This is a genomic window from Paenibacillus sp. 2TAB23 (genome assembly GCF_052115165.1).
Classification (GTDB): domain Bacteria; phylum Bacillota; class Bacilli; order Paenibacillales; family Paenibacillaceae; genus Pristimantibacillus.
On the sequence record NZ_JBFRGD010000019.1, the window covers coordinates 70745 to 97261 of the forward strand.

Consider the following 26517-nt stretch of genomic DNA (forward strand, 5'->3'; position numbering starts at 1 on the left):
TTTGGCATGATTGCTGTAGAAAGATGCAGGAGTGATGCCTTACTGTACATTGTTAGAAGGGGGAGGCTGGTTGATGCAATAGGTCGCTTTTTGTAAGATACCGCTATACCATTCGATAAGGGAGAGGATGTTTTAAGATGAATTTCAAAACGATGAAATCGAAGCTGCTCGGTATATCTTTATCTATTGCGTTGGTGCTTTCTATTATTCCATTGCCAGGTGCTTTTGCAGCGAATCTAAATGTAACCGCTTACGGGGCAAGTGGGTCAGATGGAGCTGACGATAAAACAGCTTTCCAGAATGCGATCAATGCTGCTGTATCCGGAGATACGGTATATATACCTGCTGGGACTTATCATCTGAGCGGTGCGGTTACCGGTAAAACGGGCGTAAAGATCAAAGGTGAAAACCGCGATACGACCATTATTAAATCCACCTCTACCGGGCAAGAAAGAATGTTCAGCTTCTATAATCTATCGAATGTCGAAATCTCCGATCTGACGCTTGACGGCAACAGCAACAATTCCGTATTGTCCGCGGTCGTTTCCGAAGGCGGCAGCAATAACAAAATGAGCCAGCTGCGCGTAAAGGATTTTACCGCTTCGGCGGGATTTGGTCCGTTTGCCCTGTATGCGATCGGTTCGCCGAATATCGAGATCAGCGATAATATCATTACAAACATCGGCGTAAACTCGGCTTGGGGCGGCGCAGTGAGAGCGGGCTGGGGCTCCAATTACGCGAAAATACTAAACAACACGATCCATGATACCGGACGAGGCGGCATATTCGCGAATGACGGCTGCTTATACGTTGAGGTTCGCGGCAATAACATTACGGGAACAGGCCATCATACGGAGGGTCTCGGTATCGAGCTTCACACGGATTGCGATTATTCATTAATCGAGGATAATCATGTCGATCACTGGATCAGCGCCGTACGCTCCAAATACATCGCGGTCCGCAACAATGTGGTAAAAGCAACCGACGGCTCGGTGGGATACATGGGTCTTGAGGTTATGGTCGAGCATGGCGTTACGACAGGCAACCTCGTAGATGGCGGACAACAGGTCGGCATGCAGCAATCGCCGGGAACCGGCTACCAGTATTGGGGCTACAATACGATTCAAAATATGGTCATGTGGGGCATGCAGCTCCAAGGCGAAGGAACGGGGCAAACGGAGCAATATCAATATTTTTATAAAAACACGTTCAAAGACGGACCGCGTGACAATCCGCAGGCTGCTTATTCCGGCTACGGCGGAAATGCGATCCGTGTTCACGGCAACTCGCAGAACCTGACGTTCGACAGCAATCAGATCATCAACAATGGCCGAAAAGGCATCGAAATTACGACGGCTTCTGGCGTCGACCGTTTAAGCTTCATTAATAACACGATTACAGGCAACACGGGGGAGTCCATTGACCAATACCCGTCAAGCGCTGCGAATCTCGAGTGGAGCGGAAATATTGTCAGCGGCAACGGCACGAATACACAGCTCACAAGCCGCGGCTTCTCGAATCCGAAGCCGGTAGCAAATTTCACAGCACCGGTAACCGTTCAATTGGGATCACCGATTACGTTTACGAACACGTCAACAGACAACGGTTCTATTTCTGAGAATCTATGGGATTTCGGCGAAGGTATTCCTAGCACGACAGTTAGCCCTAGCTACACGTACCAGAAAGCAGGCACATACCGCGTTACACTCGTTGTTTGGGATAACGAAGGAAGAGCAAGCTTGAAGGAGCAAACGGTTAATGTAAATGCAGGGCCGCCGGATACAACGGCACCGAGCGCACCGGCAAGCCTAGCTTCCCCATCGAAGACTGACGTTTCCGTCAACCTAACATGGTCCGCTTCAACGGATAACCTAGGGGTGTACGGCTACGAAGTTTACCGTAACGGCACGTTGATTGGAACAACAACAGGAGTTGGAAGCACAGCTTATACCGCAGCAGGCTTGACACCAAGCACGGCTTACAGCTTCACGGTCAAAGCGAAGGATGCGGCAGGCAATCTTTCGGCAGCAAGCAACACGCTGAATGTTACTACGAATGCGCCTGACACGACGGCTCCTTCAGTACCGGCCAATCTAGCATCACCGTCCCATACGGACGTAAGCGTCAGCTTAACTTGGTCGCAATCTACCGATAATCTAGGTGTGACTGGCTATGAGATTTACCGCGGCGGCGTACTGGCAGGAACAACGTTAGGCGCGGGCTCGACTAGCTTGACGTTAACAGGGCTTACGCCAAGTACGGCATACAGCTTCACGGTCAAAGCGAAGGATGCGGCAGGCAATCTATCCGCTGCAAGCAGCGCGCTTAGCGTCACGACGAATCCTCCAGCCGTAAATACGTACATCAGTGATTTGACTTGGTCATCGGCAACAACAGGCTGGGGCAACGTGCAAAAGGATAAGAGCAATGAGTCGCGTACGATTACATTAAACGGCGTTACTTATGCCAAAGGTATCGGCACGCATGCGAATTCCGAAATCACTTATAACCTGAACGGCAACTATTATCGTTTCCAATCCGATGTTGGAATTGACGATGAGGTGCTGGCTGTAAATAACGGAACCGTAACGTTTGAGGTATGGCTGGACGGCGTTAAATCGTACGACAGCGGAATCATGAATGCCAATACGGCTACCAAAAGCATTGATCTTGATGTGACTGGCGTCTCTGTACTGAAATTAGTCGTTGGAGATGCAGGTGACGGCACTGGCTACGATCATGCGGACTGGGCCAACGCGAGATTATCGTCCGCTTCCGGCGGTAACCCGAATCCGGGTGATACGACTGCGCCAAGCACGCCGGCGAATCTTGCATCGCCAAGCAAGACAGCAACGAGCGTGAACCTGACGTGGGGCACGTCCACCGATAACGTGGCCGTAACCGGCTATAACGTTTATAACGGAAGCACTCTTGCAGGAACAACAACGGGAGCGAGCGCGACATCGATCACGATATCAGGTTTGACCGCAAGTACGGCATACAGCTTCACGGTGAGAGCGAAGGATGCGGCCAACAACTTGTCAGCTGCAAGCAATGCGCTTAGCGTTACGACTAACGCGGCTGCGGGAGATACGACTGCGCCAAGTGCGCCTGCCAATCTAGCATCTCCTAGTAAAACAGACACGAGTGTGAGTCTGACTTGGAGCGCGTCTACCGATAATGTCGGCGTCACGGGCTACAACGTATACAACGGCAGCACCCTTGCGGGAACGACAACAGGTGCGAGCGCAACCTCTATCACGGTCACAGGCTTGGCTGCCAGCACGGCATACAGCTTCACGGTGAAAGCGAAGGATGCGGCCAATAACTTATCCGCTGCGAGCAGCGCTTTAAGCGTAACGACGAATGCCGGCTCTGGAGGCGGTACAGGCAATGGCTTGCTTGGTCAATATTATGCAGGCAACTTCGGAAGCTTGGAGATGGAGCGTACGGATGCCACGATCGATTTCGATTGGGGCGGTGACCGACCGACCGTCAACGTTCCTGGAGAATGGTTCACTGTTCGCTGGACAGGTAAAGTACAGCCGCAATATTCAGAAACGTATACGTTCTACACGCATACGGATGACGGTGTGCGCCTTTGGATTAACGGCGTGCAAGTCATTAACCAATGGCAGTCTATGAATGGCGAGCTAAGTGCAACGGTTTCCCTAACTGCAGGAGTGAAATATGACATTAAGATGGAATATTTGGAAAATGGAGGAAACGCACATGCGTCGCTTTCTTGGTCAAGTGCTTCCCAAACGAAGCAAATTGTACCGAATGCGAGATTGTTCCTGAGCTAAATGGCAGCGGAATTTTTCAATAGTCATTCTGAAGATGGCAGCTACCATTAAGCATGTAACATATGGTTGAACTAGAACCTTCAGTCCCACTTTTATAGTGGTGCTGAAGGTTCTTTGTGCAAATATAAGATTTTATATGTTTCATGCGATAATTATTCTTCTATGTCTACGAGAAACGGATACCCTCCTCTTGCAGAGGACGGCGAAGTCGTTTCTTTTTCATTTTATGGGATTAACCTGCTCAAGTATATCGCTGTGGGACAATCCCAGTGCATGCCACATTTGTAGCTTCCAGTTAGTCGGTTTGAATGAAGGGTTTAATGCTTTCTATTAATGGGGTAACCGGCCTGCCTAGCAAGTGGACTAAATCATCCGAAGTAGAAGCGGTGTCGATTTTTCGTAAGAAGGGGTAGATCCAATGCTGTACTTCGGGATCGGGGCGAAGGGATATCGTTTTTCCAGACAGCTCCTGCAAAACGGTACCGAGCTCATGAAAGGTCCAAGTTGCTGGAGCAGCAAGCTCATAGGTTTTATTCGCGTGTCCGTCTCCGGTCAGAACTGCAGCTGCCGCGACTGCGAGATCCTCGCGCACCGCTGAGTTAAACGACCATTCGCCCGGCGGGTAACGAAGCTTCCCAGTCGCGATAGCTTCATGCAGCCCGAGCGCGATGACAAAGTCAGTATAGAGCGCATTTCGCAGAAAGGTGTACGGGATGCCAGCTTCTATTACCGCTAGCTCTGTAGCCAAATGAAGCTGTGTCAGCGAGATTGCAGCTTCACCAATAAACGCAAAGCTCGTATAGGCTAAATATTGTACGCCGGCTTTTTTGGCCGCATCAATGACATTCCGATGCTGGCGAAGCCGTACAGCATCATCCTGATTCGAGCTGGAGATGAGTAGGAGCTTGGTAACCCCTGAGAAAGCTTGATCTAAGGATGCCGGCTGATCATAGTCGGCATATCTGACGTGTACGCCTTTCTCGGCATAGCCAGCCGCATTTGCTGGTTGACGAACGCAGGCGACGATATGCTCCGCAGGCATGAAACGGATAAGCTCATCTATAATGAATCGACCCAATCGTCCATTCGCGCCTGTAATGGCTATTTTCATTAATACTCATCCTTTCCTCTTTGGACTATTTAGTTAAGTCCTGAACCATATTGGCAGAAAGCCCCTTCAGGGCTTATTTAATTTTGACAGCAAGCTCAGCAGCATGGCTAATTCCTGTTCACTCAGTTTGCTCATTTTGTCCGTAATGCCTGCCCGGTTCTCGGGCAAATGATTCAACAAAAGTGTTTGTCCCTCAGGCGTAATGGAAATGATGGTTTTTCTGCCGTCACTGGGGTGGCTCGCTCTGAGTATGAAGCCTTCATTCTCAAGCGGAGTAAGCAATAGCGTAATGTTGGATTTGGTCACACCAATTTTCTGGGCAAGCATGGAGGGCAAAATCGAGCCGCCTTCCTTCATGATTTCGACCAGAATACGAATTCTTGCGCCGTTTTGCCCTTTGGATTGCCAATATTTCTCTGAAACATCCACCAGCTTGGCGGTTGCTTCCACCAATGAGAAAAAAACCTGTGTGGGCAGAGGCAAATCATGTACGTAATCTTGAAGGTCTTTCATCGTATTTCTATCACCGCCGATAAGTAGTTAAGTCCTTAACTAAAATAAATGTACTACACAAGGGTAGTTACTGTCAATCCAATATCAAATAGAAGGAGAGTAGATTCAAAATCAGTGTTAATTGACCCTAAAACAAGATTTTGTTAGCTCAATCAAGCCATTTTGCAAGTATTTGTTAAAGCGTTCAAGCTGTGACGAGCCTATAGTAGAGGAAGTTGCCGAGCACCAAACCATAGCAGTCAAGCAGATAGAGGAGTGGCTAACCAGTGAATACGAACATGGAGATTGTTCAACCGCAGAAGGAAGCAGCAAGCTTAGGGCATCGCTTTAAGGCTAGGCTTAGGAATGAAGGCAAGCTGCTGCGCAGGGATTTATTTTTGTATCTATTAGTATTTCCCGGGCTATTATATTTTCTAGTTTTTAAGTACATCCCGATGTGGGGAGTGCTTATTGCCTTCCAAGAGTATTCTCCTTATCTCGGATTTCTTCACAGTGAGTGGGTAGGGGGGGAGCATTTCCAGCGATTATTCGCTAATCCTGAATTTTACCGAATATTCAGAAATACGATGGCAATTAACGCTTTAAGCCTAATCTTCTTCTTCCCATTGCCGGTCGTGCTTTCTTTAATGATGAATGAGCTGAGGCTTCAATGGTTCAAGAAGACGATTCAATCGATCGTGTATCTGCCTCATTTCTTGTCATGGGTAGTCATTGTAGGGATGAGCTTTCTTATGCTGTCGCAATCGGAAGGGATTATTAACCAGCTGCTTGCTGCTTTCGGGCATGAGAAAATCGATTTTCTGACCAATCCTGATTATTTCTGGGTCCTTCTTACTTTGCAGTCGATCTGGAAGGAAGTAGGGTGGGGAACGGTTCTGTTTCTGGCAGCGATTGCAAGCGTGGACACGCAGCAATATGAAGCGGCGAAGCTGGACGGTGCAGGCAGATTGCGCCAAATGTGGCATGTTACTTTGCCTGCAATCCGCAACGTCATTATCATTCTATTGATTCTTCGTATCGGCCATATCATGGATGTGGGTTTTGAGGAGGTATACCTCATGATGAATGGGGCGGTGTCGGAGGTTGCCGAGGTGTTCGACACCTATGTCTACCGAGTAGGCATCCTGCAGGCCCAATTCAGCTACAGTACGGCAGTCGGGCTGTTTAAATCCTTTATCGGCGTGGCATTGGTCATATTTGCGAATTGGCTTGCGAAAAAATTCGGCGAGGAGGGCGTGTATTAATGAGCAAGGTTCCAAAAACGGCAATTAGGGAAAGCGGTTTTGACCGTATGTTTGGTGCAATAAACGTAACTATACTGCTGCTGGTAGGCGCTTTATGTTTGTTCCCGTTCTATTATGTTTTCGTTATTTCGTTCACGACGCCGGAAGAGTATCGTCAGGGAGGCTTGCTGCTATTCCCAAAAACGTGGACGCTAATTTCCTACGAGTATTTGCTGTCAACCTCGACGTTTTTGAGGGCAACAGGCATCAGTGCGTTTCTGGCGGTTGTCGGTACAATGTGCAGCTTAATTATTACATCTTCTTTGTCCTATGGTCTTTCGCGAAAGCGAATGAGGGGCAGGAAACCACTCATGTTTCTAATCCTGCTGACTACGCTTTTTAACCCAGGCATTATTCCGGGCTATTTAGTGGTAAAAGAGCTTGGAATGATCGACAGTCTATGGTCGCTAATCATACCGGTTATAACGAGCGGCTGGTATGTTCTGCTTATGAAGGGGTTTTTCGATTCAATCCCTGTCGGCTTGGAGGAGGCTGCCCGTATTGACGGCTGCAACGATATGAGCGTATGGTTTCGCATCATTCTTCCGCTATCACTTCCTTCACTCGCCGCATTTGGTTTATTTTACGCTGTATCGTATTGGAACACGTTTTTTAATGCGGTGCTGTTCATTAATGATACAGCCAAATGGCCGCTGCAGATATTGCTGCAAAACATGCTGATAGATTCCTCAACGGCAATGGGAGGGGCGGCTGCCAGCGAAACCGGCATGGCAAGCATCCCGTCCGAAACGAAAAAAATGGCGGCTGTCATCATTTCCACCATTCCTATTCTTCTGGTATATCCATTCCTGCAGAAGCATTTTGCAAAAGGGGCCATGGTTGGCTCTGTCAAGGAATGAGAGATATAATAAAAAGACCGATCAGGGAGGCAGAATTAAATGATTAGAAAGAGAAATTGGTTTGCGAGTTTTACGGCCGTTCTTGCTTTAACACTCGTTATGTCCGGCTGCGGGGGCAATGGCAACTCAGGTCAGAACAACGCGGGCGGCGAGGGAGCAGACAAGGGACCGACTGACTTGAGCGTGCTGACAATCTATTATCAGAAGGAACCGCCCGCACCAGACAATCGGATTCTGAAGGAAGTTGAGAAGCGCACGAATACGAAGCTGGACATTACGTGGGTAACGCCAAACAATTTCAATGAAAAGGTAAACGTAACGCTGGCTTCCGGCAAGCTCCCGGATCTCATGCTTGTTACGGATACAAGCAATGCCGCATTTCAGAACATGGCCAAGCAGGGTGCGTTTTGGGATTTGACGGAACTGATTAAGGATTATCCGAATTTAATGAAATTTCCAACGATTACGTTTACCAATAATCTTGTTGAAGGAAAGCTATATGGCGTGCCGCGCGTTCGGCCGACTGAAGGAAATGCTCAGCCGCTAATACGGACGGATTGGCTAGAGAAGCTGAACCTAACAGTTCCAACAACGATGGACGAATTATATGCGGTTATGAAAGCATTCAAAGACAATGCTCCTGACGGCCAGAAGGATACAGTAGGGTTGTCCGGTTACGTCAATCAAGCCGACATGGGGCAGTTTACTTTTATTCAGGAAGCATTTACGGGTACGGGCGGCAAGTATAAAGCTGTTGACGGCACGCTCGTCGATATGACGTTTGACCCATCCATGCGTGATGCGCTGGAATGGCTGAAGAATGCATACCATGAAAATCTCATTCCGAAGGATTTTGCATTGCTTAAGCATGATCAGGCCAAGGATTTAGTGTATGCAGGCAAAGCGGGCATTTTTCCGGATAAGCCGAATCAAATACCGACGATGGTCAAGGAGCTTCAAGCTGCTGGCAAAGCGGATGCCGATTTGGAATGGACTCCTTATTTGGAAGGAGATAATGGTAAGTATGCAGCAAAGGGAACCGGTCACTTCGGGATGTTCGTCATTTCAAAAAGCGTGAAAGAGGAGAAAGTGAAAAAGCTGCTTGCATTCCTCGATTACGGTGCGTCCGATGAAGGGCATGAGCTTGCGGCGTATGGCATGGAAGGCGAGGATTTTACGAAAGACGGCGATAATTATGTGCTGACTGAGGCCGCTACTAACGATCTGAGCTTCCAGTTCATGCAGAACATATTCATGAAATATGATAAATACGGGAATTTGGGCACTGGCTTGCCTGCGGATAAGCTGAAGCATGAACGAACGCTGATCGATCAAGCGGCTGATGCGAGCGTATCGAACCCTGCATCGGGATTAATAACGGAGACGGGTTCCAAGCTAGGCAGCGATTATGATAAAAAGATTCAAGACTTGAAGACAAAGATCATGATGGGCAAAGCTACGCTTGAGGATTGGGATGCTTTCACAGCCGAGCTCCAAGCGGATCAAACCTATCAACAAATCATAACGGAAATGAATGCAGCTTATCAAGCAAGAAATAACGCAAAATAATGACAGCGCCCTCAACTGCTCCCAGGAGAAGCTGAGGGTATGCTGCATTTGATTAACATGAATGCAAAATGGATTTGTTTTCGGGGGTATGACATTGAGCAAGAGATGGACGTTGCGGGCTATAACGGGGATGCTGCGGGGGGAATATTTTCGTAAAAGCTTAGTGCTCGTCCTGTTGATTACATGTATTCCTTCTATTATTATCGCGGCGAGCAACTATGTGATCGGCAAGAATCAAATCGAGAAGCAGGTATTTAAGACACATACGCTCCGGATTGCGCAATTTGCCGATATGATGAACAGTCAGTTCGACCAGATTTCCATCGTAATGAGCCGTTGGTCGAACAATCCGATGTTCGGGAGCTATTTGGAAAATTATAGATTCCTGGACCATATCAATGAAATCCAGGAGCTCATGCAGACGATGACGGTCGTAGGCAGCTCAAGCCTTCTAGTGAACGATGCCTATCTGTTCCTAAATGAGCAGCAGGCGCTATTGTCAGCAGATGGCATTGAATACTTGGAGCCGAGCAGCTTAGAGGCTTATCACGATGACCTTAGCCAAAACACAGGTCTGTTCTTATCGTATAACCTTGCGATTAGTGCTCGGGGCAATACATCGCCGGTCTCGATTATATTTAAGCTGCCTTGGCATTCCAAGCATCCGTTCGGGGCATTTGTCCTTGCGATCAATCCGGCCGAAATCGAAAGAAACGTAGCTTATTTGCAGGCGGGCGATAAAGGAACGTCATTTCTGCTGCAGAGATCAGGAGAATTTGTACTTGAGCCCTCAGCGGGCCAAGCAGGATTATCGGCTGCTTTGAAGCAGCATGTGCTTGAGCATCATCCTGATCAGGGAACGTTCCCCTTCAAATGGAAAAAAGAAACGTATATCGTCTCATTTGGCGAGGTTGAGCTTGCTGGATGGACCTACGTAACAGCAACGCCTTTAAGCGAATTGACGGAACCGGTTGTCCTCTCGTCTAGATGGATATTAAAATGCAGCCTCGCTGGCTTAATGCTTGCTTTGCTGTTGTCATGGTATGCATCGCTTCGGCTATATAAGCCAATTGGCAGGCTGYTCGCTTTGCTTGGCACAGATAAAAACGCTGAGCCTGCAGTCGAGCGCGAAATGGAGTTTTTGGAACAGAAGTGGATGACGGTCATGAATGAGACGAGAACGTTAAAGGAGAGGCTTCAGCAATCAGTGCCGTCCCTGCGCGAGGGATTTCTCCTACAGCTTGTCCAAGGCCATTTGTATGCGAGCAATGAAGCAAGCTTGAGGCAAAGAATGGATCAACTAGGTTGGCCATCCGAGGACCGGCAATTCTCACTGCTCTTAATTCAATTATCGGGCCTCCATGAAAACGGAGCTCGGTTCCGGGAGGATGACCGGCAGCTTATTTCCTTCGCAGCCGGCAACATCTCCGAAGAGCTGGCCTCCAGCAGAGGCATCGAAGCGAATCTTATTAATTTCCAGGATATGTCCGTCGGCCTGCTGTGCGCAGCCAGCATCCATTTGACTGCGAAGGAACGCCAAGACATGCTGCAGGGTATGTCGCAGGCTTTAATCTCAACGCTTTCCGAAGTGTTGAGGCTTCGCGTAACGGTTATCATCTGTAGGTGGTCCGAGGAAATCGGCCGCATTCCGGAGCTGCTGGAGCAGACGAAGCAAGCGATCAGCTACCGTGCCTTGCAGGAAACACACCAAATCATCACAATGGAGGATCTTGTCCCCTCGCCAATGCATGATGCCCAGTACCCATTCGCACAAGAGAAGGAGCTGCTGCATGTTATGCGGCTTGGTTTGACCGAGGAATCGGCACTGCTTTTCACGGATTATATGAATGAGCTGGAGCGGATCAGCATGCGTGAGTTGACCGTAAGGCAAGGGCTTCTGCAGCTGCTCGGCAGCGTAAGACATATGCTCATTGAGCTAGGTTTCGTGTCACATCCACTGTTCAAGGAAGGGAATTTGTATGGCGACCTGTTGGCGTTGCCGGATATACTCGCCATGCGCGGCTGGTTTATGGACAGAATCATTACCCCGTACTTGAACGAGTTCAACCAAGCTCAAAATATAGGTGCTAGACGGGTTGTTGAAGAAGCTGTTCAGTTGCTAAAAAATGAATATATGCGGGATATATCCCTTGAAGAATGCTCGGAGCGGTGCCATACGAGTCCTTTTATGCTGAGCAGATCGTTCAAGCAAGTGACAGGCTTCCATTACATCGATTATATTATGCGGCTAAGAATCGACAAAGCAAAGGAGCTTATTTCAACTACGCCGCTAAAAATCAATGAGATTGCGGAAAGCGTAGGGTACCAGCATTCGTATTTCAATAAAATTTTCAAAGGCGAAACAGGCATGACCCCTACCGAATACCGAAAAAAATACAGCCATATCGAATAGGAGATTAGCCAATGACTAGACTTTTCCAAACAAACGAGCTTCGAGAGGTGCACTCTCTGGATGGCAGTTGGGATTTTGCAATAATCGGTGAGGATGAGTTGAATTTGGGGCAGCTTACTTATACGAATACGCTTATTGTTCCAGGCTGCTGGGAGATGCATCCCGATTTCTTGACCTATAGAGGAAGAGGCGCTTATCGGAAGCGAATTAGCCTAAAGAAAAAAACATCGCTCCGCTTCGTGTTCAAAGGCGTGAGCCATACGGCGCATGTCTATTTAGACGGACAGATTCTGACGGAGCATTATAACGCATATACGGCTTTTGATGCCATCGCAAAAGACGTTGAGCCAGGCGATCATGAGCTTATCGTCATCGCAGACAATCGGTTTGGGCCTGATTCTGCTCTTCATATTCCGAATGATTATTACACGTATGGAGGAATTAATAGACCCGTTACAATGGAGCAGCTAGACGAGCTTTATATAGAGAGGCTCGCATTCACGCCGATTTGGGAGGATGGTAAGTGGAAAGCACGCATTCAAGGCTTTGTCCGTCATTTGCGCGATGGGGGTAAACCATACCGATTGCAAATCGAGCTTTGCGGCATGGAGCTTGAGCTGGTCGCAAGTTCGCCTAACGAAGCTGGCATATCCTGTATGGCAGGGACGTTTGATTTTGATAAAGCCGAGGCATGGTCACAGGAAAGTCCGGTCCTATATGAACTGAAGTCGCGGCTCGTCGTGGACGATGCCGTTGTCGATGACCTGATTGAGCGTGTCGGATTCCGAGTCGTGACAACGGAGAATGGAAAAATACAGCTTAACGGCAAGGATATTGTTTTTAAAGGAGTTAATCGGCATGAGGACCATCCGATGGTCGGTTCGGCTTTGCCGCTTCAGCTAATGGCGTTAGATGCTGATTTGATAACAAATATGGGCTGCAATTCGGTACGGACAAGCCATTATCCAAACGATGAGCGGTTTCTAGACTTATGCGACGAACGAGGCATTCTTGTGTGGGAGGAGAATCATGCAAGAGGGCTAAGTCTGAGCCAAATGCAAAATCCGAATTTTCGCTGGCAATGCAAGCAGGTAAACCGCGAAATGGTGGAGCAGCATTACAACCACCCATCCATTGTCATCTGGGCGATCCTAAATGAATGTGCGAGCGATACCCCGGAGGGGCGGGAAATGTATAAGGAGCAGCTGGAGCAAATTCGAGGGCTTGATGCCAGCCGTCCGCTTACCTTTGCATCCCATCATCGGGACAAGGAGCTTTGTTTTGATTTGGCGGATATCGTTTCATTCAATTTATATCCGGGGTGGTACGGAGATGAAGATCCGGGCGAGCTCTGCGATCTTGCCAGAGGCTGGGCGGACGCAAGCGGCGGTTTAGGTAAACCGATGATCATGAGCGAGTTTGGAGGGGACGGCTATTACGGACATCGCGATGCCAGCAGGGTACGAGGAACGGAAGAGCGTCAATCCGATATTTTGGAAGCTAATTTATCTGCCTATACATCGAGAGGGTACATTTCGGGAATGTTCATCTGGCAATATTGCGATTGCAGGGTAACGGAAGGAACGGATTGGCTCATTACGAGAGCGGGAACGCAGAATAGCAAAGGGATCGTTGACCGTTACCGGAGGCCGAAGCTGGCTTATGCGACCGTACAGAAGTATTTTAAAAGGTAATCGGTATAGTTTATTTCATTTACAAATTTACCCTATAATGGTATGTTCAATGGATCGTTTTCTTTGCCTGATATGGCTTGAGAGATGCGAAGAATGGATGGCTGGAAGAGGGGAATACGTATTCTTAAATTAAAAGTTTACTGTATGGTTCTATTCATAGGTATGCTGGTACTTCTGACGTCAGGCTGCAGGCCGTTATTTGAATCGAAAACGACAACGCTTGAACAGGGGAATGTGGCAGCTGACATGGAATTAAACCACGTTGACCTTTTTAAGGGCGTTGGAGCAAAGTTTCAACCTTTCCTAGGTCCAATGTCCGGTGCGTTTGAGCTGAGCTATAAAGGAACAAAACCAAATGTATGGTTGGATATCGATATTTGGAAGCAGGGCAAAAAAGTATCATCGGCTGGCTCCCTTGGCGATTTGTTTTTTCATCCTGATCTTCAAAAGAATCATAAAGTGGAAGTCATCATATCTATCGAAACCGTGACCATGGATGGGCAAAACGAATTTAATATTATTAAAGTTAGAACCGGAAACGATTCGGGATCGAGTCTATCTACGTTCACCGTTCCGTGGGACAAAGCATTAACGTCAAAAGGCCTCATTTTTCCGAGCGATCCGCTAACATTCAAAGCAGATGATTCCATTCCTGTATGGGGCATGCAGGCAACGAGTAATCGTATGATTAGTACAGCGGATTTATCGCCGGATTCTTTGAAAGGGCTTGAATCCGCTATCATTTTTACTCTGAGATTCGAGGACTGATTGGTAGAACGCGCATTAGCGATACAAGGTAAAAGAAAGTTCGATAAGCCATAGAAGGGTACCTATACGCTGGACACTTTGTAAAGTGTTTAGCGTACGGGTACCCTTTTATATATTAGAGTAAACAGTGGGAGGATTTCATGGCTTATATTACTTTCAAGTAACTATATTACTCCGAAGTGCGTACTTTTTATTTCTCTCCGCAGCATTCACAATGAGGTAGAGACCATAACGGAAGAGGAGAGAAAAACGTATGAAAGTACAAGAAACGCTGCCGCGCAAAACGGCACTCGTCGTTGGAGCTAACGGAGTTATTGGAAGGAATCTGATTGAATATCTCGAGCAGCTTCCCGATTGGGATATTATCGGCGTATCGCGGCGTGGCGGGGACTCAAGAGGTGACGGCCGAACGCGATACGAAGCTGTCGATCTGCTAAACGAGAGTGATACGCGCGAGAAGCTCGGTCGATTAACGGAAGTTACCCATATCTTTTACGCAGCCTATCAGGATCGGCCTACTTGGGCTGAGCTGGTCGCCCCAAACCTCACTATGCTCATCAACGTCGTCGATGCAATCGAGAAGGTCGCTTCTGATCTTCAGCATATCAGCCTAATGCAGGGCTACAAAGTATACGGCGCACACCTGGGTCCCTTCAAGACACCCGCCCGTGAAACGGACGCCTACCATATGCCGCCTGAGTTTAATGTCGACCAACAGCAGTTTCTCGAGCAGCGGCAACGGGGAAGCAGCTGGACCTGGTCAGCGCTCCGCCCATCCGTCGTATGCGGGTTCGCATTGGGCAATCCCATGAACCTTGCGATGGTCATTGGCATTTATGCATCCATTTCGAAGGAGCTTGGACTGCCGCTTCGGTTTCCCGGAAAACCAGGTGCCTATAACAGCCTGCTTGAAATGACCGATGCCGGCTTGCTGGCAAAAGCCACCGTCTGGGCAGCCACGGATGAACGCTGCGCCAATCAAGCATTCAACATCACGAACGGCGACCTGTTCCGATGGAATGAGCTTTGGCCAAAGATTGCTGCAAGCTTTGGCCTTGAGACAGCGCCTCCACTGCAGATGTCTTTGGATGTGGTTATGACCGATAAAGAGGAGCTATGGAATGCCATGGTGAAGAAGCATGGCTTAGTGGAAAACGCCTACAAGGACGTTTCTTCCTGGCGGTTTGGGGACTTTGTCTTTTCCTGGGATTATGATTTTTTTGCAGACGGCACGAAAGCTCGCCGTTTCGGCTTTCATGAATTTATGGATACAGAAGCAATGTTTCTGAATATCTTTGAGGATTTGCGGCAGCGCAAGGTCATTCCTTGAAACAATGCTGCATACAACAAACCGGTCGCTGTCAGCCAGCGGCCGGTTTCTATTTTAACGAATTAATTCCCATCTAATCGAGGCGCTCCAGACAAAATCTTGATCTTATCGCCATAAGCGCGCTCGGCATGCCGATCTCCCCATCTGCACATGAGATGAAGAATCTCTTTTAGGCTCGAACCGTACTCCGTCAGCTCATACTCGACCTTGGGCGGCACTTGATTGTATGATATTCGGTTAATAATGCCATCCTCTTCCAGTTCCTTCAACTGCTGGGTTAGCACTTTTTGCGTTACCGCTGGCAGCAAGCTCCTCAGCTCGCCGTTGCGTTTCTTGCCGAATGTCAGATGGAAAAGGATGACCTGCTTCCATTTGCCACCGATGACCTCGAGCGTTACCTCCACTGCCGTATTGTATGTTTTCCCCGGCTCCAGCATAGGTTCACTTCGCCTCCCTGACCTCTGCGATATCGTCTTGAAATTTTATTACATCTCTTTATAGTACTTGAAACGGTAATAACTGTTATAAACAAGGATAAACAGAAAAGAAAAAACCAACAGCAATAACACTACTAAATCAATTGCCATCATGGAAAATGCTGTAAGTAAGGGTACAAACATAAAAACCATCATGTCAAATGCTTTCGCTTTTGCCCGATTAGCGATAGCCAAATTACGCTCATCTTTCTTGTCAATCTCTAGCTGCTTTACGGCGGCGGGAATATTCTTCATAGCGCGACTGACGATTATTTCTCCCATACCGTGACCGAAGATACCACAGCCAAGCCCAAAACAGATATAAGGCAACGCTCGCAGCATACCTTGTGATTCTTCAATTGTTTTAATGAAGTACAGACCACCTGCTAGTAGAATTACGCCTGCAACGGTTAGAAAATAAGACGGAATAGTATTTTTCATACATGTTCATCCTCCTCATAAATAAAGATTTCTTCGATACTCAAACCGAAAAAACGAGCAATCTTGAACGCTAAAAGGATCGAGGGGTTATATCGTCCGTTTTCCAGCGAACCGATAGTTTGCCTTGACACCTCAAGCGCCATTGCTAATTCTTCTTGTTTAATTCCGCGATTCTTGCGGATTTCTTCTAAACGGTTGTTCAATGTGCTCACCCTCCATACGGAAAGCTAGCTTTCCATGTGGAAAGTATATCGCACAACGCAAGGAATGTAAAGCATGCTTTCCATTTAGCTTTTTATGCGTAAGCAATCGGGTAATCAGAGCTCAATAAGGACAGGTTACAATAGCTTCATACGCCGGACTGACAGGAAATAGGCCGTCGTTGGACTTTTGGCGGCCAAATAGCGTACACTATACCCGTCGATAACATCATGCAAATGGAGGTTGAGAAATTTGGGTAAAATTGCGATTTTCGGATTTGGCCGCATAGGCAGAATACTGCTGCGCGTCGCGCTTCAAGACAAGCTTTTTGTTCCGGTTTCGGTATCGGATATCAAGGACGTGGGTACACTTGCCGCGTTGTTCGAAGTGGATTCCAACTATAAGCGTTGGCACGAGGACGTATCCGCCCAAGAAGGCGCAATGGTCATTGGCGGACGAGAGATTCTTTATTTGAATGCCTCGCAGGAAGTGCCGGACTGGAAGGCRCTTGGCGTGGATCTTGTCGTTGATTGCACGGGCCGCGCCGTCGTCCGTTCCGTCGCGCAGGTGCATCTGGACCGCGGCGCGAAGCGGGTTCTGATCAGCGGGCCGAGCAAATCCCTCGACGATTGCGACGCAGTGCTGCTGAAAGGCATCAACCTCGACAGCTTCGATCCAGACAAGCACCGGATCATCAGCATGGCTAGCTGCACGACTAACGCCTTGGCCGCAGTCGTCAAGCTGGTCAAAGAAAACTACGGGATTAAATTTGGACTGTTCTCCACGGTCCATTCCTATACCAACACGCAGTCGTTGACGGATCAGCCGATGCGCGACCGCCGGGACTCCTGGGCGGCTGCCGAGAACATCATTCCGTCTTCGTCTGGCGCTGCAAAGGCACTTAAGTTCATCTGGCCGGACCTGCAGATCACGGGCAAAGCGTACCGCATACCGACCCGCACAGGCAGCATTGCCGAGCTAAACCTAATCACGGAGAAGCCGTGCTCGGTGCAGGAAGTGAACGATATGTTCCGCCGCGCCTCGCGGGAAGGCGACCTGAAAGGCGTTATGGACGTGCTCGAAGGCGAATGGGCGTCATCGCGCATCGTCGGCGACCCGCATACGTCGATCATCGATCTGCCGCTCACGCACGTGGAAGGAGAACTCCTGTCCGTCGCGACATGGTACGACAATGAATGGGGCTTCGCTACGCGTTTGGCGGAGGTTGCCGCGTTTTTGGCTAATAAATAACGGATACTGCCCGGCATGCCGGTGACGGGGGAATTTCCTCCCCACGATAGACGAGAGAGAGCCGCTCATGTGAGCGGCTCCTTTTTGCACTTTTGGGAGATAATTCTCTATTTCCTTTTCTGAGACCTAGATTTTTTTAGTGGTCTAAAGTTAATCAAGGGGCTTCTGTTTCTTCATTTTAGAAAGAGGAGGGTAGCCGTTTAGAATGGCGGTAGATCACTGGCTGCTTGTACAAGAATATTTATGATCCTCTCAGTGGCATCTGTTATGGCTGTTTTGGATATCTTTAACGATTCGATCTGCTTGATTGCCTCTTTCCCCGTATTCATCATGTCCATGATCAACTGGTTCTGCTCTGCGTACGTGGTTGCGTCGTTAAACTTACTTTGCACCTCGTCTAGCTCGTTTTCAAATGCACTCATAATGCTCTGGAGGATGATGGCCGTGTCTTTTTCAGGCATTAAGATTACTTCTTTCTCGAAGAGAACTTTATTTCCGCCATAAGGATTCACAAGCGCTGCTTGAATGACTGCGGTTGCATTATACGTTCCTTCAGGGATGGAGACGGTACCGTCTGGCGTTACACGGATATCAGGGCTTCCGGATACCTTCTTCCATAGTAGTGATTGAGGCGGAACGTCCAAAGAATCTACCTGTAATCTGTAATTATGCTGATAACCGCCATTGCTTACCTTCACTGATTCCTGCGCCTTTAACCGAATATAAGCAATTTTCATCGCCTGAACGGCCGGTACGTCATGTTCCAGCCTGCGTTGGAAGTTTTGCAAAGTCAGCTGAACATCATAGGTGTAGACATTTAAATTCCACAGCATCTTGCTGATTTTATAATAGGTTGTTTGCAACAGCTGATTATTGATTGCATCCACGAGGACGTCCATCATTTTTTGTTTATCATGTAGTAGTCCTAACTGTTCCAACGGAGACAATCTTGATGCAAAATAAAGGATTTGACCTTCGATCCCCCTATAATCGTTGCCATCCCCGAAAAAAAACGTCAGAACATCCTCGGCTGTCAGGTTCGTTACGCCGCCTGCCGCCGCGATCGTATTCAGTGCCTCCAGCATTTCGGAGTCCGACAAGATCTCTACTAGCCCAGTCCCTTGCTCATTGCCTGGGAGCGAACCAATCGCCAGCATGATATCAAACAGCTTTTTTTTCAACTGGGCCTGATCAACAGATGCAGGCAGCTTCAACTTGATTTTGTTCCATATCGGGTCAATTAAGGATAAGTCTTCTTTATGGTCCAGCTCTGCAATCTCGGCGCTCAATCTTCGTACATCCTCACGATCAGTAGGATCGCCTGCTTCAAGAGCAGCACGAAGCTTGCCGTTCCATTCCAGAAACGGTGCTCCCGCCTCATAATCCACGGTAAAACTGCTGGTATGCCGAACAACATTCCCGTCCATATCCCTGGCGTAGACTAGGAGGGAATGAGTGCCGCTTGGCAATCTAGGGGCTACCGCGGTCAGCATCCCCGTTGACTCGTCATAGCTGGACGTTACAAGCCTATTGTTTACTGCGATCCCAGTCATGATTGGATTAATGCCGGATTCTTTATCATTCACATGAGCCGTGATTTTCGGCCAAGCCGTCGTTAATAAGTCTCCATCGGCAGGAGTCACATATTCGATAATCGGGCTTTCTCGATCCTGAGGCAATGTTGTTGCCGAAGCTGCAGGTCCATCCGTCGTCCAGCTGCCGTCGGAACGCTGTGCTTCGACTTTGAAGTTGTATGTCGTTTGTGGCATTAGACCCGTTGCATCCAAAGAGGTGGTGTTACCATCAACAGACCCAATGAGCAGGCTATTGCCATAAATGCGATAGCCCAAGCTCTGAGCGGCTGGCGTCCAGGTTAAACGAAGTGACGCCGCATCGATATTCTCCGCTTTCATGCTGCTTTCTTTCCAAATCGAAAGCTGGACGTTGAAGCTTCCATTGTACTCCTGTAATTGATTCATATCGCGACCTAATACACGAATAACTAAGGAATGGGCGCCATCCTTCAAATCGGAGACATAAGTAAACACCATACCATGCATGTAATTGATCTGAATCGGATCAATAGGCTGACCATCAACGCTAATGATGATGTCGCCCGTATCTACCAGCGGAATGCCTAAAACAAATTGGATGAGTGCAAAGCCCTCAGTAAGCAACGTGCCGTCAGGCGGGCTAACATTTCCGATAATGGATGTAGATGCAGTTGATTGTCCTGTTTCCCCAGTCTCCACTGCATGGGCAAACGGGGAAACGCTAAGCAGGATGAATATGGCTGCTACAAGTAAATAAGAAAGCCTCTTTGAAAAAGTTCTCATAATTTCCTCCTCAATCCCATTTTTTGTATCTTGTAATAACATACCATTAAAGTTCTCGTTTTGAATAACTTTTTATTTCAATATCAAGCTAACTGACAACTGGCAGGATCGTTTAAATAGAGACGAGGTTAGTACTGTTGCTACGGACTAAATTTGAAAAGGCTGGCACTAGTTGAGGAGGAGTTGCATTTTTAAAAGCAGCTCCTCTTTGATTTATTCTGGTCATTTGAATAAACTGATTAGTAGAAGGAATATTTATGAAAGGACAGATGTGAAATGAAGAGAAAAGCTGCGGTCAAATTAGATGACCTTATTACTGTAATTGAAATTCAAATGGATGATACCCTTACATATATAAACACCCAGACAGGAGAAGTGATAACATTATCGAGAGATGAGATGAGTGCGGCAGAAGAGGAAGAGCCGCTTGAAAATTATCCGGATTGGCAGCGAGAGAACATTGAACAAGCAATAAAAGTGATAGAGGATGAATATGAGGTTTACCTCGAGTTCACCTTAAGAAACGAGTTCCATGAGTATGAAATAGTTGAAGAATTTATCAAAACATTAGCCATAGCAGAGGTTCGAGAAAAATGGTTTGGTGCTATTCAAGGAAGAGGGGCATTTAGAAGATTTAAAGAAGTAATCATTGAACATGACGTTGATAAACAATGGTATGAATTCAAAGAAAAAAAGGTAAAGGAATTAGTTGTTGAATGGTGTAAAGAGAAGGAGCTTGTAATAATAGAATGAGTAGCTGAACCAGACATGATGGCAGCCGACAATCGATCGGCTGCTTTTTATTACACAAGCGGACGGGAGTTAATGGAGAGTGAGGGAAATAAAAAATGATGACTCCCGTTCTGCACGGGAATCATCTCTTAGGTGTGGCCTGATATTCATTTTTTAGAAGGGCCCTTAAAAAACGGCCAGTTACCGGCGGTTAACGAGAGCGTCTTTCTTGTACTTATTTCACGGATAGCAAGCTTTCCGTAATGAATTTAAATTGTGCTTCAAACGTAACCGGATCATTGTACGTATCTGCTTCAGCATTCAATTGAAATACGTTTCCTGCTTTGACCGCAGGGAGGGCTTTCCAAATAGCGCTGTCATACACGATTTGTGGATCGCTCTTATCACCCGACCACGGGGAAGTAAAGATAATGTCCCCAGAGAACTCTGGTAGTTTCTCAAGTGAAATAGATGCCCAGCCAGTTCCGCTGTCTATAGCTTCCTTCTGTGCTTCAGGTGGGGCCTTGAGGTCAAATTCACCATAAATAATATCGCCTCCGCGGCCGTAGTTATGCCCAAAAACATAAAGTCCTTTTGCATAGGGATTTAGAATCGAAACGGTTTTTTCGCCAACGGCCGCTTGGATTTGCGGTTTTATGTCGCTGATTTTTTTCTCCCATTGCTCAACCCAAGCTTTTGCCTCTGTTTCTTTGCCTGTGAGCTTACCGAAGTCGAGCATTTGTTCTTTATAGTTTTTCTTCCCATAATCAATAGCGACTACTGGCGCGATCTCTTCCAGCTTTTCAATGCCCTCGGTGCCGTTAAAGACAATGATGAGGTCAGGATTTAATGAAAGAATTTTTTCAGGAGTGGGTACTTCGCCCAAGTTCTCGACGCCATCGAGCATTCCTTCAAAGTAAGGATTGTTCATCGCTTTTTCCTGGATGCCAACCGGAGTGGCTCCAAGCGCTAAAAAATAACCAGTATAGAAAGCGGTTGTGTCGACAATCCGCTTCGGATTTTTGGGAACTTGTATGTCTCCGTTGCCAGCCTGGAACGTAACCAGCTCACCATCGCCTGCCGGTTCAGCTTCTGTTGTTGAAGCCGGGGCTTGCGAGGATGTATTCTCTGATGCATTGCTCTCTGACGCGTTGTTCCCGGCTGCTTGTCCACAAGCTCCCAATAGCAAGGTTAGCGCTAAGGTGAGGACGAGCAAAGGGTAAAATGATTTGGACGTTTTCAATGAAATTCCACTCCTAATTGTTTGATATTGATAATCGTTATCAATATAGCATGATGGAATGGGGTTGGCAATGCTTTTGTGAATTTTTGAATGGAGTTTGGAGTATTATTAAAGATATAATAGGACTGATTTTTTGAGTTTGAGGTGTATTTATGATACAAATCTATGTGAAATGGGTAGTATATTGTTGTAACGGTGCACATCCAAATACATGTATGGTATGATAGAAGTAACGATTAAAACAGGCCTAAAGCAAARCTGCCATAATGAAGGAGTTTTTATCTTGAATGATGCGATGATCATGTTGAAGAAAACGAGTCGAACTTTTTATATTCCCATCAGCCGATTGAAAGCAAGTTTGAAAGAAGCCGTCGCATCCGCCTATCTGTGCATGAGGGCAATTGATGAAATCGAAGATCACGAGACGATATCCGACGATTTGAAAGTGGACCTGCTCCAGGGCATCCATGAAGCATTTCAGTCTTCGGACGTTATAAACGAATCTCAGAAGGTGCTTGCCCCGTACGGTGATGTCCTTGCGGACGTGACCATGCGGATTCATGAATGGGCTCAGCTTTGCCCGCCAACAGTTAATGAAGTCGTCTATCGCCATATTGCCAAGATGTCCAAACAAATGTCGGAATGGGTCCATGTCCACTGGATCATTAAAACAGAAGAGGACTTGGACAACTATACATATAGCGTAGCAGGCATGGTCGGCGAGATGCTATCGGAGATTTGGCTGTGGTTCGACGGCACGAAGACTGATCAGCACAAAGCAGTCGCCTTTGGCAGAGGGCTTCAGGCCGTTAATATTCTACGCAATCGCACGGAGGATTTGGAGCGGGGCGTAGACTTTTATCCGGATGGCTGGGGATCGAAGGAAATGATCAAATACACGCGTCGCAATTTAAAAATCGCTGATTCCTATATTGCGGACTTAAAGGGCGGTCCTGCTCTTGATTTCTGCAAAATTCCTTTAACGCTTGCTCATGCTACGGTTAACCTGATTGCCGCTGGCGGAAACAAGCTTACAAGGGATGCTGTTATGAAGCTAGTCGGCAGCATTAATTAAGAACGAGTTAAATGGGCGGTCTCTTAAGGTTAGTTATGACCTTAGGTGACCGCCCCTTTTTTATGAGACGGATTGTCATATGAAGTGCGACACCTAGAAAAATAAAAGGCCCATGAAGGCTTCGGGTAAAACGGAAGTTACCATACCACACCACCATTTTAAGCTCATGATTTGTCTCTAGTTGTCCACGTTTAAGTATGATAAGATGGGGCTAGCTCCATATGGTTTTTTTTGCATAAAATAGAATGTTGTAGTTATTTTACTTTGCACTTATTTGTTCAAGCTTCTAAGTTTCTAGCTGTTGCACTTCATATGACAAGCCGTCATCTGCCAAAACATAAGGGTTCTAGATCTGAGATAACCAAGCATGATTCCGCGTTTTGTGAATAACATGATGAATGATGCAACAGTCCGTATTCTTCTGAAACGCTCCAGCCTCTCCATGCCATGCCAGTTGATGCGACTATACGATGTTGTACGAACGGAAGTGTAAGGGCCATTTTGTGGGAGAGCATGCTGTATCGAAAGTATTAATCGTCAGGTAGGAGAAAGGGGAACGAGTGATGGAAGGTTCAGCACTACGTAAGGGAAGTAAAAGAATTACAGCCAAGACAAGAGGTTTTATAATTGCGCTAGCTATCATCCTATCGTTAATAACAGCTGGAGTTCCTGCGTATGCCGGTCTCGATGATGGAAGCGTTAGTCCTTCACTGGTGGTGACCTATAACACAAACGGTGGCTCAGTAGTCCCACCTGAATTTGTGAAATCTGGAGGTACAGTGTTTTTTCAGAGCATGCCGACAAAGGAGTGCTTCAACTTCGAAGGCTGGTATTACGACAGTGCGCTGACGCAACGTTACAATGCTTCCGCTGCAATCACTAAAAACATAACGTTGTATGCGAAATGGGTGGCCTCGAGTACAAATGCACAGTGCGGCAATGCTGCATTAACCTCGACGATCGGTACAGTAAGTACTGGCGGGACGGTAAATGAGACCATCACTGTCTCGAATGGCATTAAGTTAGCTGCGCTGAAGGCAGCGATCACGCCGTCAGCGAATGCGACGTTCGAAATTTACAATGCAGACGGTATAACGAAAGCAACGACGCTAGAGACGGGCATGAAGATCATCGTCAGCCCGCAAGCTGGAACGAGCCAGGTGACGTATACGATAACGGTGAGCTCGCCGAATTTGGCATTAAATAGACCCGCATCGGCTGACAGCGCGTGCATCGCCTCACAGAATGCGGCCAAAGCCGTCGACGGCAGCGTGACCAATGACAGCAAATGGTGCTCCTTGTCTAGCAACCGTTGGCTGCAGATTGACCTCGGCTCTGTGAAGCAAGTGAGCCAATTTATGATCAAGCATGCAGCAGAAGGTGGAGAGGCAACCGCATATAACACAAAGGCTTACAACATCCAAGTTAGCAGCAATGGTACTAGTTGGAACACGGTAGTTACTGTAAATAATAATACGAGTGGCGTTACGGTTGACAATATACCGGATACGCAGGCCCGATATATCAGGTTGAATGTAACGACACCTACACAAACTTCAAATTCTGCGGCAAGAATATATGAATTCGCGGTATTCGAGCAGCAAAATTTGGCATTGAATAAACCCGCGACAGCTGACAGCGTGTGCAACGTCACGCAGACCGCGGCCAAAGCCGTAGACGGCAGCGAAATGAATGATAGCAAATGGTGCTCACTATCCAGCAACCGTTGGCTGCAGCTCGATCTTGGCTCCGTGAAGCAAGTGAACCAATTTATGATCAAGCATGCAGCAGAAGGAGGAGAGGCGACCGCATATAACACGAAGGCTTATCATATCCAAGTCAGTAATAACGGCAAGGATTGGAGCACAGTAGTCAAAGTGACCAATAATACGAAAAGCCTGACCGTAGATGATATCGCTCCAGTATCAGCAAGATATATCAAGCTGAACGTTACGACACCTACGCAAACCACAAACCTTGCTGCAAGAATCTATGAGTTTCAAGTATTTGGACCATCAAATTTGGCTTTAAATAAGCCAGCAAAGGTTGACAGTACGTGCAACCCCTCGCAAACTGCTGCCAAGGCCGTGGACGGTATCTTGAGCAATGACGGCAAATGGTGCTCTCTGTCCAGCAGCCGTTGGCTGCAGGTCGATCTCGGCTCCGTGAAGCAAGTGAACCAATTTGTCATCAAGCATGCATCGGAAGGTGGAGAGACCGCCTCCTACAACACAAAGGCTTACAATATTCAGGTCAGCACTGATGGTGTAAATTGGAATCAGGTAGTAAACGTAACCAACAATACGGGTGGTATTACAGTAGACAAAATTACTGCAGTATCGGCTCGATATATCAAGTTAAACGTTACGACGCCTACGCAAACCAAGAACACTGCAGCAAGAATCTATGAGTTTGAGGTATACGGACCTTCAAATTAGGTGGAGGCAGCGAAAGAAAAGCAGCATCGGCTTATGCTCGTTAGCATAGGCCAATGCTGCTTTTTCGCTTCATATGATTATTCATGCGGTTTGGCTAGTTAATGCAGAGGGTAGAAGCGAATATACATTTTGGAGCATGGATAGATTGGGACTGAGCTTGAATGAAGAGCCGGGAAACGTGCAGCGGTCATAATTGAACCGCAGAGACTGTATATGGATGGTGCAGTTCGTAAATGAACAGCCAATATAATGCGACCCATCAAAGTAAACATCCTCGTTACGATAAGCTTTGTTCGTTATATATTCCATTTGATATATCCTCCTTGGTTAAAGACCCGTTTATATGAGTATATGTATCTATTTCTATTGTTTATAACCTATTCATATTATTTTGAAACAATAGATTTGCTTTTCCGTGAGAATTGTTCTTGACAAAAGGGCAGCTGGCTTTTACTATTAGTTTGAATTCAAACTAATTAGGAGTGGGCCCTAAATGGGAAAAGAAACCTTTATCGCTCGTTTTCCTTGGGAGCATGAGGATAGCAATACGTTATTGATTAAGCTTGCATTTACCAACATTCGGCGAGAGATTGACTCTGCCCTTCGTCCGCTTGGATTAACCCCGCAGCAATCGCAGTCGCTACATTTGCTGGCGATCAAGCCAGGGGCCATGAATGCGGATTTCGAGCAGCTGCTTTTTATCGACAAGTCGAGCGTAACGAGTCTCATCAACGGCATGGTGAAGCGTGGATGGGTCATTCGCCGCGAGCATGATCAGGATGCCAGAATGAAGCGCATATATTTGACCGACGCAGGACTGGCGAAATATAAGCAATCGGAAGAGGCGGTCCAGCAAGCAAAAAATAAATCAAGCAATCTGCTCACGAAAGATGAAACGGCTGTACTACAGGATTTATTGAAAAAAATCATTAAAGCGTACGAGCAATAAAGCGTGGTTAGCTTTATTTTTTAAGCAT

20 protein-coding genes are annotated in these 26517 nt (G+C 47.2%); 13 read left to right on the plus strand and 7 right to left on the minus strand.

Going from position 1 to position 26517, the window contains the following annotated elements:
* Positions 1 to 137 precede the first annotated feature (137 nt).
* Positions 138 to 3806: an NPCBM/NEW2 domain-containing protein gene (locus AB4Z29_RS23505; protein ID WP_441945417.1), complete on the plus strand. Its 3669-nt coding sequence runs from the start codon at positions 138 to 140 to the stop codon at positions 3804 to 3806.
* A 295-nt stretch (positions 3807 to 4101) separates the two neighbouring features.
* On the opposite strand, the gene AB4Z29_RS23510 is transcribed toward AB4Z29_RS23505, so the two are convergent.
* On the minus strand, positions 4102 to 4917 hold the full coding sequence (locus AB4Z29_RS23510; RefSeq protein WP_441945418.1) for an NmrA family NAD(P)-binding protein: 816 nt from the start codon (positions 4915 to 4917) through the stop codon (positions 4102 to 4104).
* A gap of 66 nt (positions 4918 to 4983) precedes the next feature.
* Complete coding sequence (locus AB4Z29_RS23515) at positions 4984 to 5430, minus strand: MarR family winged helix-turn-helix transcriptional regulator (protein WP_441945419.1); 447 nt, start codon at positions 5428 to 5430, stop codon at positions 4984 to 4986.
* 278 nt (positions 5431 to 5708) lie between these two features.
* Here AB4Z29_RS23515 and AB4Z29_RS23520 point away from each other — a divergent pair, with 278 nt between their 5' ends.
* From AB4Z29_RS23520 to AB4Z29_RS23550, 7 genes are all read left to right on the plus strand, one after another.
* A complete protein-coding gene (locus AB4Z29_RS23520) occupies positions 5709 to 6674 on the plus strand; it encodes an ABC transporter permease (RefSeq protein WP_441945483.1) in 966 nt (321 codons plus the stop codon).
* On the plus strand, positions 6674 to 7573 hold the full coding sequence (locus AB4Z29_RS23525) for a carbohydrate ABC transporter permease (RefSeq protein WP_441945420.1): 900 nt from the start codon (positions 6674 to 6676) through the stop codon (positions 7571 to 7573). The genes AB4Z29_RS23520 and AB4Z29_RS23525 overlap by 1 nt, the downstream gene beginning before the upstream one ends.
* Before the next feature lie 39 nt (positions 7574 to 7612).
* Positions 7613 to 9142 (plus strand): extracellular solute-binding protein, encoded by a 1530-nt coding sequence (locus AB4Z29_RS23530; RefSeq protein WP_441945421.1) that lies wholly within the window; start codon positions 7613 to 7615, stop codon positions 9140 to 9142.
* A 94-nt stretch (positions 9143 to 9236) separates the two neighbouring features.
* The gene (locus tag AB4Z29_RS23535) at positions 9237 to 11555 is read left to right on the plus strand and encodes an AraC family transcriptional regulator (RefSeq protein ID WP_441945422.1); all 2319 of its coding nucleotides are present in this window, start codon (positions 9237 to 9239) and stop codon (positions 11553 to 11555) included.
* An 11-nt stretch (positions 11556 to 11566) separates the two neighbouring features.
* A complete protein-coding gene (locus AB4Z29_RS23540; protein ID WP_441945423.1) occupies positions 11567 to 13249 on the plus strand; it encodes a glycoside hydrolase family 2 protein in 1683 nt (560 codons plus the stop codon).
* 144 nt (positions 13250 to 13393) lie between these two features.
* Positions 13394 to 14017 (plus strand): hypothetical protein, encoded by a 624-nt coding sequence (locus AB4Z29_RS23545; protein WP_441945424.1) that lies wholly within the window; start codon positions 13394 to 13396, stop codon positions 14015 to 14017.
* 253 nt (positions 14018 to 14270) lie between these two features.
* Positions 14271 to 15347 carry an SDR family oxidoreductase gene (locus AB4Z29_RS23550; protein WP_441945425.1) on the plus strand — a complete coding sequence of 359 codons (1077 nt, stop codon included), beginning with the start codon at positions 14271 to 14273 and terminating at the stop codon, positions 15345 to 15347.
* A gap of 62 nt (positions 15348 to 15409) precedes the next feature.
* Here the strand turns inward: AB4Z29_RS23550 and AB4Z29_RS23555 are convergent, their stop codons facing one another.
* Genes AB4Z29_RS23555 through AB4Z29_RS23565 form a run of 3 tightly spaced genes read right to left on the minus strand, consistent with a single transcriptional unit; the run spans position 15410 to position 16467 of the window.
* Entirely contained in the window at positions 15410 to 15784 is a 375-nt protein-coding gene (locus AB4Z29_RS23555; protein ID WP_441945426.1) for a winged helix-turn-helix transcriptional regulator, read from the minus strand.
* Positions 15785 to 15832: 48 nt separating this feature from the next.
* Positions 15833 to 16264, minus strand: coding sequence for a hypothetical protein (locus AB4Z29_RS23560; RefSeq protein ID WP_441945427.1), 432 nt, complete (start codon positions 16262 to 16264; stop codon positions 15833 to 15835).
* Entirely contained in the window at positions 16261 to 16467 is a 207-nt protein-coding gene (locus AB4Z29_RS23565; protein WP_441945428.1) for a helix-turn-helix transcriptional regulator, read from the minus strand. The genes AB4Z29_RS23560 and AB4Z29_RS23565 overlap by 4 nt, the downstream gene beginning before the upstream one ends.
* A gap of 250 nt (positions 16468 to 16717) precedes the next feature.
* On the opposite strand from AB4Z29_RS23565, the gene AB4Z29_RS23570 reads away from it, so the two are divergent.
* Positions 16718 to 17716: a type I glyceraldehyde-3-phosphate dehydrogenase gene (locus tag AB4Z29_RS23570; protein ID WP_441945429.1), complete on the plus strand. Its 999-nt coding sequence runs from the start codon at positions 16718 to 16720 to the stop codon at positions 17714 to 17716.
* Positions 17717 to 17916: 200 nt separating this feature from the next.
* Here AB4Z29_RS23570 and AB4Z29_RS23575 read toward each other — a convergent pair whose 3' ends face one another.
* Positions 17917 to 20052, minus strand: a complete 2136-nt coding sequence (locus tag AB4Z29_RS23575) for a fibronectin type III domain-containing protein (protein ID WP_441945430.1) — start codon at positions 20050 to 20052, stop codon at positions 17917 to 17919.
* Between the two features lie 276 nt (positions 20053 to 20328).
* Between AB4Z29_RS23575 and AB4Z29_RS23580 the strand changes: the two genes are divergently transcribed.
* Positions 20329 to 20805, plus strand: coding sequence for a UPF0158 family protein (locus tag AB4Z29_RS23580; protein WP_441945431.1), 477 nt, complete (start codon positions 20329 to 20331; stop codon positions 20803 to 20805).
* Between the two features lie 214 nt (positions 20806 to 21019).
* On the opposite strand, the gene AB4Z29_RS23585 is transcribed toward AB4Z29_RS23580, so the two are convergent.
* The gene (locus tag AB4Z29_RS23585; RefSeq protein ID WP_441945432.1) at positions 21020 to 22027 is read right to left on the minus strand and encodes an ABC transporter substrate-binding protein; all 1008 of its coding nucleotides are present in this window, start codon (positions 22025 to 22027) and stop codon (positions 21020 to 21022) included.
* Between the two features lie 295 nt (positions 22028 to 22322).
* Between AB4Z29_RS23585 and AB4Z29_RS23590 the strand changes: the two genes are divergently transcribed.
* The 3 genes from AB4Z29_RS23590 to AB4Z29_RS23600 all read left to right on the plus strand — a co-directional run bounded on the left by AB4Z29_RS23590 (position 22323) and on the right by AB4Z29_RS23600 (position 26489).
* On the plus strand, positions 22323 to 23102 hold the full coding sequence (locus tag AB4Z29_RS23590; RefSeq protein WP_441945484.1) for a squalene/phytoene synthase family protein: 780 nt from the start codon (positions 22323 to 22325) through the stop codon (positions 23100 to 23102).
* Positions 23103 to 23665: 563 nt separating this feature from the next.
* Positions 23666 to 25540, plus strand: a complete 1875-nt coding sequence (locus tag AB4Z29_RS23595) for a discoidin domain-containing protein (protein ID WP_441945485.1) — start codon at positions 23666 to 23668, stop codon at positions 25538 to 25540.
* Positions 25541 to 26033: 493 nt separating this feature from the next.
* Positions 26034 to 26489: a MarR family winged helix-turn-helix transcriptional regulator gene (locus tag AB4Z29_RS23600; RefSeq protein ID WP_441945433.1), complete on the plus strand. Its 456-nt coding sequence runs from the start codon at positions 26034 to 26036 to the stop codon at positions 26487 to 26489.
* Positions 26490 to 26517 lie beyond the last annotated feature (28 nt).